The organism is Candidatus Binataceae bacterium (genome assembly GCA_035508495.1).
GTDB lineage: Bacteria > Desulfobacterota > Binatia > Binatales > Binataceae > JASHPB01.
Genome location: DATJMX010000040.1, coordinates 163,269 through 173,869 on the forward strand (window position 1 = coordinate 163,269; position 10,601 = coordinate 173,869).

11 protein-coding genes are annotated in these 10,601 nt (G+C 58.8%); 8 read left to right on the plus strand and 3 right to left on the minus strand.

Annotated elements, in window-relative coordinates; translation table 11 throughout:
- Positions 1-23: 23 nt before the first annotated feature.
- Both VMA09_13855 and VMA09_13860 read right to left on the minus strand, forming a co-directional pair.
- On the minus strand, positions 24-1,280 hold the full coding sequence (locus VMA09_13855; protein ID HUA34687.1) for a cytochrome P450: 1,257 nt from the start codon (positions 1,278-1,280) through the stop codon (positions 24-26).
- 76 nt (positions 1,281-1,356) lie between these two features.
- Positions 1,357-1,548 (minus strand): ferredoxin, encoded by a 192-nt coding sequence (locus tag VMA09_13860; GenBank protein ID HUA34688.1) that lies wholly within the window; start codon positions 1,546-1,548, stop codon positions 1,357-1,359.
- Between the two features lie 168 nt (positions 1,549-1,716).
- On the opposite strand from VMA09_13860, the gene VMA09_13865 reads away from it, so the two are divergent.
- The 8 genes from VMA09_13865 to VMA09_13900 all read left to right on the plus strand — a co-directional run bounded on the left by VMA09_13865 (position 1,717) and on the right by VMA09_13900 (position 9,381).
- On the plus strand, positions 1,717-2,559 hold the full coding sequence (locus VMA09_13865) for an LLM class F420-dependent oxidoreductase (GenBank protein HUA34689.1): 843 nt from the start codon (positions 1,717-1,719) through the stop codon (positions 2,557-2,559).
- A gap of 77 nt (positions 2,560-2,636) precedes the next feature.
- Positions 2,637-3,095 (plus strand): Rrf2 family transcriptional regulator, encoded by a 459-nt coding sequence (locus VMA09_13870; GenBank protein HUA34690.1) that lies wholly within the window; start codon positions 2,637-2,639, stop codon positions 3,093-3,095.
- 55 nt (positions 3,096-3,150) lie between these two features.
- Complete coding sequence (locus VMA09_13875) at positions 3,151-3,342, plus strand: DUF2292 domain-containing protein (protein ID HUA34691.1); 192 nt, start codon at positions 3,151-3,153, stop codon at positions 3,340-3,342.
- A gap of 120 nt (positions 3,343-3,462) precedes the next feature.
- Positions 3,463-5,181, plus strand: coding sequence for a hypothetical protein (locus tag VMA09_13880; protein ID HUA34692.1), 1,719 nt, complete (start codon positions 3,463-3,465; stop codon positions 5,179-5,181).
- 29 nt (positions 5,182-5,210) lie between these two features.
- Positions 5,211-6,233, plus strand: coding sequence for a sulfate ABC transporter substrate-binding protein (locus VMA09_13885; protein ID HUA34693.1), 1,023 nt, complete (start codon positions 5,211-5,213; stop codon positions 6,231-6,233).
- Positions 6,234-6,557: 324 nt separating this feature from the next.
- Entirely contained in the window at positions 6,558-7,385 is an 828-nt protein-coding gene (cysT, locus tag VMA09_13890) for a sulfate ABC transporter permease subunit CysT (GenBank protein ID HUA34694.1), read from the plus strand.
- The gene (cysW, locus tag VMA09_13895; protein ID HUA34695.1) at positions 7,385-8,314 is read left to right on the plus strand and encodes a sulfate ABC transporter permease subunit CysW; all 930 of its coding nucleotides are present in this window, start codon (positions 7,385-7,387) and stop codon (positions 8,312-8,314) included. The genes cysT and cysW overlap by 1 nt, the downstream gene beginning before the upstream one ends.
- Entirely contained in the window at positions 8,311-9,381 is a 1,071-nt protein-coding gene (locus VMA09_13900; GenBank protein ID HUA34696.1) for a sulfate/molybdate ABC transporter ATP-binding protein, read from the plus strand. The genes cysW and VMA09_13900 overlap by 4 nt, the downstream gene beginning before the upstream one ends.
- A gap of 62 nt (positions 9,382-9,443) precedes the next feature.
- Here VMA09_13900 and VMA09_13905 read toward each other — a convergent pair whose 3' ends face one another.
- A complete protein-coding gene (locus tag VMA09_13905; GenBank protein ID HUA34697.1) occupies positions 9,444-10,196 on the minus strand; it encodes a transporter in 753 nt (250 codons plus the stop codon).
- Positions 10,197-10,601 lie beyond the last annotated feature (405 nt).

Sequence of the window (10,601 nt, forward strand, 5' to 3'; positions counted from 1 at the left end):
TTCAATCTAATCACTCTGTCGAGCTATTGCACGGCGGGCTTCAGCTTGAACTTTATCGGCATATGCTTGATGCCGCCGACGAAGCTCGAGCGTAGCCGCTCGATGGGGCCGTTCAGCTCCGCGTATTCGAGGCGCTCCATGAGCTGGCGATAGATCACCTCGAGCTCGAGGCGCGCGAGGTTGGCGCCGAGGCAGAAGTGCTCGCCGATGCCGAACGCGACATGCGGATTGGGCGTGCGGCCGACGTCGAACTTGAATGAATCTTCGAATACTTCCTCGTCGCGATTCGCTGACGGATAGAAGAGGCAGAGTGATTCGCCGGCACGGATTTTCTGGCCGCGGATCTCGGTGTCTTCGGTGGCAGTGCGGGTGAACTGGATGACCGGCGAAGTCCATCGCACGATCTCTTCGACCGCGGTTTTGATCAGCGACGGATCCTTCTGGAGGCGGCGGAACTGCTCGGGATTTTCGATCAGCGCCTGCAGGCCTCCGGTCGTCGCGTTGCGCGTCGTTTCGTTGCCGGCGACGACGAGCAGCAGGTAGTACGAGAGCATCTCGAATTGCGGCATCGGACCGCCGTTCACCGTGGAGTTGGCGACGATGCTGGTGATGTCGTTGGTCGGATTCTTGATGCGCTTGTTCACCATCTCGGTGAAATAGTTGAAAAGCTCCATCCGCGCCTGGTCGAAGGTCTCGTCCTGCGAGCCGCCCTCCTGGAACTCAGGGTCGCCGCCGCCGATAACCTGGTTGGTCCAGCGGAACAGCCGGTCCCAATCCTGATGCGGAACGCCGAGCAGCTCGGCGATAACTGCCAGTGGAATCTTCGACGAAATATCGATGACGAAATCGCATTCGGTGCGCCCCACCAGCTTGTCGAGGACCTCGCGCGTGACGCGCTCGATCTCGGGCTGAAGCTCGCGCACCGCGCGCGGTGTGAAGCGGCGGCTGACGATCGTGCGATAGTCGCCATGCTCAGGCGGATCCATGTTCAGCAGATGACGAAAGGGCGGCACCGGCTCTTCGTCGGAGGGCTGATCGGGAACGAAGACCAGCAGCCGCTTCGAGTTGATGAAGAGCTTCGGCTGCTTGGAGATCTGCACGATATCGGCGTGCTTGGTGATCGCCCAGAACGGATCGGTGTGCGGCCATTCGCACCAGAAGACCGGCTTGTGCCTGCGGAGATACGCCCACTCCGCGTGCGGGTACCCGTTCTTCGCGTAATGGTCGGGTCCGATGATGTTGATGTTGCTCGGTGAGAACTGATGCTCTTGGGTTTGCATTTACGGCTCGCTCCGGAAACCCGGATTGTCTGCCTGATTGTGCCTTGTCGTTGATCGCGAGGCGACGGCCTGTTGGCTAATTCTCAACGGTGATCGCCTGGCGCGGGCAGAGCCGCGCCGCGAGCTTGACCCGCTCCTGGTTGGCGCCGGACGGGTTCTGGATCAGCACTCGAGCCTTGTCGTCGTCACCAACCTCGAAAACTTCGGGCGCAGATTCCTGGCATCGCATGTTCCCTTCGCAAAGTTTCAAATCCACGATGACTTTCATCGAATGTCTCCTTGCCTCGGTCTCGATCGCGTTGCGATCACATCTGAATCGTCGGCACCTGAATCTTAGTTGACGCATTGCCGACTGCCTAGCGACGGTTCCACCCAGCCCGCGATTGCGCGCGATGAATCGAAAGCGCTAAACGATGACTCGCAGGAGGATCGACCCATGGCCAAGTTTGGAATCTCGATGTTTCCCACCGACTACGCGATCCAGCCCATCGAGCTCGCCGTCGCGGCCGAAGAGCGCGGCTTCGAGTCGATGTTCTTTCCCGAGCACACGCATATTCCGGCGTCGCGCAAGACGCCGTTCCCCGGCGGCACCGAGCTGCCGAAGGAATACTGGCATACGCATGATCCATTCGTGGCGCTGGGCGCCGCCGCAGCGGTGACGAAAAAGCTCCGGCTCGGCACGGGCGTATGCCTCGTTATCGAGCGCGATCCGATCACGCTCGCCAAGGAAGTCGCGTCGCTCGACCTGATCTCGGGCGGGCGCGTCGAGCTCGGAATTGGCGCCGGATGGAACGTCGAGGAGATGGAAAACCACGGCGCGCAGTTCAAGCGCCGTTGGAAAATCGTCAAGGAAAAAGTCCTCGCGATGCGCCAGATCTGGAGCAACGAAGCAGCCGAGTTCCACGGCGAGTTCGTCAACTTCGATCCCATCTGGTCGTATCCCAAGCCAGTGCAGGCAGGCGGGCCGCCGGTCCTGCTCGGCTCGCAATCGCCGAAATCCTTCGAGCGCGTAGCCGAGTATTGCGATGGATGGATGCCGATCAACTTCCCGCGCGCTGATTTCTCCGCGAGTATCGCCAAGCTGCGCGAGGCCGAAAAGAAGGCCGGCACGAAGCACAAGTCGGTGTCGATGTTCGGCGTCGGTCCCAGCGAGGAGAGCCTCAAGAAGTTCCTCGACCTCGGGATGGAGCGGCTCATCTTCGCGCTGCCGCCTGCGCCGCGCGATACCGTGCTGCCGATGCTCGACAATTACGCGAAACTGATGGCCAAGTATCACTAAGCGGCGGAATCGGTAGAAAAGTTGCGCCGGAGCCTTGACTGCGAAGGAGGAGCCTTTTAGTCTAGCCAGCCGATAGGATGCTTTCGAAGAAGACCAAGTATGCGCTCAAGGCTATGATGGTACTGGCGAAGGAGTATGGGCAGGGGCCGGTGCTGATCTCGGACATCGCGCAGCGCGAGGGGATTCCGCGGAAATTCCTCGAACTCATCCTGCTCGAGCTCCGCAACCAGGGGGTTCTGCAGAGCAAGAAGGGCAAAGGGGGTGGATATTTCCTGGGCCGCCCGCCTCGGCAGATCAGCGTCGGGCAGATCGTACGGATTCTCGATGGTCCGCTTGCCCCGCTGCCCTGCGTGAGCAAGACCGCTTACATGCGGTGCCGCGAGTGCCGCGACGAGCGCACTTGCGGCATCAGGATGGTGATGAAAGAGGTGCGCGACGCGACCGCGAAAATTCTCGATTCGACAACGCTCGACGACATGCTGCATCGAGTCGAGATGGCGGTGACCGGCAAGGAATCGTTCGCCTATTCGATCTGAAAATTTTTTTGGAGCATTAGTCTACTAACTAAATAGACTCAATGGGGATGATGGAATGAAGCCAGAGCTGCGCATAGACCGAAGACCTGAATTCGATGCTCCCGGCGCGGACGAGATCCTGAGTCGCATCGCCAGCGCGATTCGCGGCGTGCGCTTTGGAGCCGTCGAGATCGTAATCCAGGATTCCCGGGTAGTTCAGATCGAACGCAAGGAAAAGTTTCGCTTCGATAAGCCGTCGCGCTTTTAGCGCGAGGTTTTTTGGCAGGAGCGCTGAACCGGGGAAGGATTCGGCGCCTGAGAGCCGTGATGCACAAACCGCGAGCTGGCCGGACATCCGGAGGTTCCAGAAGTATGAGGAGTCTCTTCGATGGCAAATCATTCGTTGCCACACCCGGCCGCTGCGACTGCGCGGCCCTTTCGCCAGATCATAACCGCTCTACTGCTGGCGATGATTTGCATGCTCTCGACGCGGGCCTGGGGGCAGTCCGCGGCGCCTGCGATCAACCTCTTCGTGAATCCGAAAACCAAGGTCGTCTATACCGAGGCAGGACCGGGACGCGTGCCGCTCGGTACCTTCGGCCAGATCAAGTCCGCGACCCAGATGGAGCGCGATATCGAGGCGAAGACGCAGGCTCAACTCGCTCAGCAGCAGCGCGCGCTCGCCCTGCAGTTCGAAGCGCAGCAGGAACAACAGCGCCAGTGGAACGCCGAAATCTCGAAAGAAGTTTCCGACATGTACCCGGCATGGCGCGATTTCGGCGACCGTTGGTACAAGAAAATTTCCGTCGGCACCCTGGTTTACGGCGACTGGTCGATGTACACGCATACCGGCTGGGGCCCGCAGTTCCTCGAGAACATCTACACGCCTGGTCCCGGCAACAACGAATGGAATTCGTTCGATATCACGCGTGCCTACCTCGATACGCGATTCGCGCCGAGCGAGGATCTGAGCCTGCGGCTTACGCCCGAGCTTTATAAGCAATTTGGCACTGCGCAGCCTGACAAGATCGGCCGTCTGAGCGCCGTTAACTCAAACCTCGACGGTTCCGAGGGCGTTCGAATCAAGTATGCATATCTCGATTACAAGACCTTTTTCAGAAAGGTTCTGAGATTCGAACCGGCCAAGGAAGATGTACTCACTTTCGGCATCCAGCAGAACCCATTTATCACCTGGGAAGAAAATCTCTGGGGCTACCGCTACGTCACACTTTCGCCATGGAACTATGCGGGCCTAAGCTCGGCGGCGATTGGACTGCGCCTCGGCGGACCGATCAAGTTCCACGAGAAGCAGTATATCGATTACGAAGTCGGCGCTTTCGACAACGGCACCTACAAGCAGTATGACGCCAGCAGCACGAAGCAGGTAATGGGCCGCGTTTCCGTGTATCCCTTCGGTGCAAAATCGCAGTTCCAGGGGCTGGGGCTCACCGGGTTCTATCAATACGCGTACCCCAATACCTATGCGCCCGATCGCACACTGGCGGCGACTTCGTCTGCGCCGCTGGCTTTCAATGCCGGCGCGAACGGACACATCGTCCGATCCGCGCTGACCGTTTCCTATCAGGGCGATAGCTGGCAGCTTGCCGCCCAGTACGACTGGGGTCATAACGCATTCAACGCGAGTAGCTATTTCAACGGCGCCGCTCCGGTTGACGCGTTCAGCTCGAGCTTCGTATCGCCGGCGCCCACATCTATATACGGGCCGTGGGCGAAGATGGTTGGGATCTTCCAGAATCCCAGCAACACCGTTCAGCAGGGCGTCGACCTGTTCGGTCACTGGGACATTCCGGAGACTCCGTTCGATCTGTTCGGTCTCTACAGCTGGTTTCAGCCCAACACCAAGGTCACCAAGAACCCGCTTGATTTCGAGCGATGGGTGGGTGGGATCGAATGGAAGGTTAACAAGAATCTGCGGATCGCACTGGATAGTCAGAATCTTCTCTACTATCACGGCCAGTTCACTGTGCCGGCCTCGGAACTCGCCAACTTCACTACCTTCACCAAGGCGAGTCCGCCGTTCAGTGTGAGTAATGCCGTTCCAACCGACGTTCACGCCTTCTACCTCAACCTCGAGTTCCGCTACTAACTCGGAACTATCAGGAACCGGAATCATCAATGCTTAAATCGAATCTGAAAAAGATACTCGCCGCCGCCCTTGCGGCGGCGGGTATTGTCATCGCAGGCCGCGCGTATGCGGCCTCGCAAACGCTGCTCAACGTTTCGTACGATCCGACTCGCGAGTTGTACCAGGAATACAGCGCCGCGTTTGCAAAATACTGGAAGACAAAAACCGGCAACGACGTATCCGTAAATCAATCGAACGGCGGTTCGGGCAAACAGGCGCGTGCCGTGATCGATGGCCTCGAGGCTGACGTTGTCACGCTCGGCCTCGCGTACGATATAGATGCGATCGCCGACAAGGCCCAACTGCTGCCGGCCGACTGGCAGAAGCGGCTGCCGAACGATAGTTGCCCGTACACCTCCACGATCGTGCTGCTGGTGCGCGTGGGCAACCCCAAGGGTATTCATGACTGGGACGACCTGACGAAGCCGGGCGTCTCGGTAATCACTCCGAATCCCAAAACCTCCGGTGGCGCGCGATGGAATTTCCTCGCCGCGTGGGGCTACGAGTTCAAGAAGAGCGGCGGTGACGATGCGAAGGCGCGCGCGTTCGTGACCGCGCTCTACAAAAACGTTCCCGTACTCGATTCCGGCGCGCGCGGTTCCACGACCACCTTCGTTGAGCGCGGCATCGGCGACGTGCTGATCGCATGGGAAAACGAAGCGTTGATGGCGGTGAAGGAGGTCGGCAAGGGCAGGTTCCAAATCGTGGTGCCATCGATAAGCGTGCTGGCCGAGCCTCCCGTTGCGTGGGTAGACAAAAACACCGATCGCCACGGCACCACTGAACTGGCAAAGGCGTACCTGCAATACCTATACACGCCCGAAGGCCAGGAAATAATCGCACACAATTTCTATCGCCCGCGCAACAAGGAAATCGCGGCGAAATACGCGAGCCAATTTCCGAATCTGCCGCTATTCAACATCGATGAGCAATTCGGCGGATGGACCACCACGCAGAACAAGTTCTTCGCCGACGGCGGAATCTTCGACCAGATCTATCAAGCAAATAAATAGCGACTCGATGAATACTGATCGTCAGCCCCGTCTTTTTATCCTCTCTGAACCCTCTCCTTATCCTAGGAGAGGGCAAAGGAGAGGTTACACGCTGGCGCCAAGCAAGCCTCGCGCGTTTCTCGTCAGCGTTAGTCCAGAAACCTCACGGCCCGGAGGAAACATAGGTGTTCTCGATGCGTTGCGCTCAACCTCTCCCTCACCCCCTCCTGGGATAAGGAGAGGCGACAGCAGCGCCGGGTTCGTGAGCGCCGTCCTCTCTCCGCTTTGGGAGAAGGGTTTTCATAGCTTCGAGTCTGCGTTCGACAAACCGGCCGGTCGATTGCGATGAAACGGCGCGACAGAGTATTGCCGGGGTTCGGGCTTACGCTCGGTTACACGATGCTCTATCTGAGTATCGTCGTACTCATCCCGATCTCGACAATCTTCTTCAAAGCCGCGTCGCTTAGCTGGATACAGTTCTGGACTGTCGTCCTCGCGCCCCGCGCGATAGCGGCTTATAAGCTCAGTTTCGGCGCCGCGCTCGCAGGCGGCCTAATCGATTCTGTCTTCGGATTCGTAGTGGCCTGGACGCTGGTGCGCTACGAATTTCCACTGAAGCGTTTGATCGACGTGATGGTCGATTTACCATTTGCGCTGCCGACCTCAGTCGCCGGCATCACATTGACCTCGCTCTATGCGAGTAACGGCTGGATCGGAGCCTGGCTCGAACCGCTCGGCGTCAAAGTCGCGTACACGCCATTGGGTATCGTCGTCGCTCTGACGTTCGTTGGTTTGCCATTCACTGTGCGCACGCTACAGCCGGTTCTGGAAGACCTCGATAAAGAATACGAAGAGGCAGCTGCAACGCTGGGCGCCAATCGCCTTCAGACTTTTCTCAAGGTGATTCTTCCGGCCCTCGTTCCCGCGCAACTGACGGGATTCGCGCTCGCATTCGCGCGCGAGCTCGGCGAATACGGTTCGGTCGTTTTCATCTCGGGCAACATGCCGTTCCGTACTGAGGTTGTGCCGCTTCTGATCATGAGCAAGCTCGAGCAATTCGACTATGCGGGTGCGACCGCGATCGCGGTCGTGATGCTGATAATTGCTTTCTCGATTCTGCTGCTGGTCAACGGCCTGCAGAAAATTGCCGGCCGGCGCCTGATGGTGACGTGATGGGGGACGAAAGCGAACTCTACGCCTTCAACTACTCCGGCTTTCCCGGGGCAGAGTCTGCGCCGACTCGACGCAGTGCGACTTCCGATCCGCTGGCGGTGCGCATTGCGCTGATCACGGTCGCCTTCCTGTTTCTTGGCCTCTTCCTGTTCCTCCCCGTGATCGCCGTATTCATCGAAGCGCTGCGCAAGGGAACAGGCGAATACTTCGCAGCAATCTCAAATGCCGAAACGCTGTCTGCAATCCGGCTGACGCTGATGACAGCGGCGATAGCGGTGCCGCTCAACGTGAGTTTCGGTCTTGCCGCGGCGTGGGCGATCACGCGATTCGAGTTTCGCGGCAAGCAGCTATTAGTCACTCTGATTGATATTCCATTTTCTGTTTCACCGGTTATTGCCGGAATGCTATTTGTGCTGCTGCTCGGAGTTCGCACCCCGATCGGAGCGTGGCTTTACGATCACGGTATCAAGACCATTTTCGCCGAGCCCGGGATTGTATTGGCAACTATATTTGTCACGTTTCCGCTCGCCGCGCGTCAACTGATTCCGATCATGCAGGCCGTCGGCAGCGAGGAGGAGCAGGCTGCGATCGTGCTCGGTGCCGGCGGATGGCAAAGCTTCTTACGCATCACGATTCCCAACGTCAAATGGGGCTTGCTCTATGGCCTCGTGCTTTGCAACGCGCGCGCGATGGGCGAGTTCGGCGCGGTCTCGGTCGTGTCTGGTCACGTGCGCGGTTACACCAACACGATGCCCTTATATGTCGAGATTCTCTACAACGACTATCAATTTGCCGCGGCGTTTGCGGTTTCTTCTCTATTGACCTTGCTCGCGATAGCAACCCTGGTCGCAAAGCGATGTCTGGAAGGCCGTGTCGCGCCGGTCAAGAAATTCGAACAGGACGTCCCGGAGAATAAAGCAGCCGCATGAGTATCGAACTGACTAATATCCGCAAAACCTTCGGCGACTACGTTGCGCTCGACAATATCAACTTAAACATCGAGAACGGAGAGCTGGTCGCGCTGTTGGGTCTGTCGGGCTCGGGCAAGACGACGCTGCTGAGGATTATAGCGGGACTCGAAACTCCCGATCGCGGCGAAGTGAGGTTTCATGGCGAAGACGCAACCAGCCTCGGCGTGCGCGAGCGGCACGTCGGCTTCGTCTTCCAGCACTACGCGCTTTTCCGTCACATGACGGTCTTCGAAAACGTCGCTTTTGGACTGCGCGTCAAGCGCCGCGCTGAACGGCCCGTCGAAGCCGAAATTTCGCGCCGCGTACATGATCTGCTGAAACTCGTCCAGCTCGATTTCCTCGGCGATCGTTATCCTTCGCAATTATCCGGTGGGCAGCGTCAGCGGGTCGCGCTCGCGCGCACGCTCGCAGTCGAACCGAAATTGCTATTGCTCGACGAGCCGTTCGGCGCCCTCGATGCAAAAGTGCGCCAGGAACTGCGGCGATGGCTGAAGCGGTTGCACGAGGAGATCGGGATCACCAGCGTCTTCGTAACTCACGACCAGGAAGAAGCACTCGAGCTCGCAAATCGGGTCGTGGTGATGAACAACGGAAAGATCGAGCAGATCGGTACCGCCGATGAAGTTTATCATCGTCCGGCGAACCCCTTCGTTCACAACTTTCTCGGTAACGTCAACCTGTTTCGCGGCCGGATCGAAAATGGACGAGTCTATATCGGCGACACTCCCGTCGAAATCGATCGCACCGGTCCCCGCGTTGAAGGCGCTACCGGCACGGCCGTGCTTGCGCTGCGCCCGCATCTTATCGAGATAATTCCGCGGCCGAATGGCAGGCCCAGCTTCCCCGCGATCGTTACCTCGATCAACCCGGCGGGACCCCAGGTTAAAGTCGAGCTGGTCGCCGAATGGGGCGACTCCGTGCAGGTCGATGTCGGGCACGAGCGTTTCGAAGAACTGGCGCTATCACCGGGTGCGCGCGTCTTTCTGCGACCCAAGCAGGAAAAGTTGTTCGTCTATCAAATCTGACTAACCGGTTCAGCCGGAAACGAGGGCGAAGTGAGTAATGCTCACTTCGCCCCGGAAGCTAATTAGTCGTTACCGAACTTCAGCGGAACCGTGCAGCGGATGAAGGCTCGCGTGTCCTCGCCGGTGTAGCCCGACTGATAGACGTCGTGGGTCATGTAGAAGTCGAACTTGGCCGGGCCCATGTTGTAACCGACCATCACGCCCATCGCGATCTGGCTCTGTTCCGTGTATGCGGTGCTGATGCTGCTCAGGTCCGCCGAGCCGTACGCAACCGGTCCGATCGACCACTTCCCGATCGTCTTCACGGCAGTGAGATCGTAGTTGAGATAATTCGGCATGACCTGCTGATCGGTCTTCACATCTTTGCCGACGAGGCCGTAAATCATGTGCGAAGTGAGATCCCATCCGTCGATGAAATAGGTCATCGCCGCGCGCTCGTTGAATACCCACGCGTTGGTGGCGAGGCCGCCCGCGTTCATCGGTGCGTAGCCGCCGACGAAGTCGCTGAAGTTGAGTCCGTGTCCGAGATCCCAAGCTTCACCGACCAGCAGCGCGTCGTTATATGCGCCCGACGACGACTGACCTCCGACGCTGAGCATGTCTTCCGGAAATGCGGCGTAGGCCTCGATTCGTCCGCCGAACGCTGTCCAAGGCGTCGATACGGCGAGAACCGGAATGTTAACTGCCGCATCGATGTCCGGCTGACCCGAGCGATGAATGTAACTGGCAGTGTCCAGGAAGTAGAAGCCGACCGGCAGCGGCGCACCGAGTGCGAGACCCAGAGTTTCGCCGGCCTCGGTAACCGAACTCGCCATCGCGGTTCCATTGACTGCACTTATCATCAGCAAACCCGCGGCAGCGGATGTCAAAATCGAACCAAGCTTCTTCACTTTGCCTCCCCTTTTGGACTCAGTCTTGAGACACACGGTCGATGTCTCTGTCCGCGTGCGGGTCGCCGTGTATCGAAGATGCGACACGGTGAGCCGCCGCGCGGTGTTGGACTGAATAGAGAGCAAGACGTTGGCCAACGGGACGGGGCGCGCTTGCCTCGAATCTCGCCTAGTGCGGAGAATCCCGGGATGGCATCGATGACCCAGGAACGGCTCGCGCGAGTCGCGAATGCGCACACGCTGCGACTCACTCACAAGGGGCGCAAAACCGGCAAGGAGTTCGGCGTCACGATCTGGTTCGTCGTCGAGGGGCCCAAGTTGCTGCTGCCG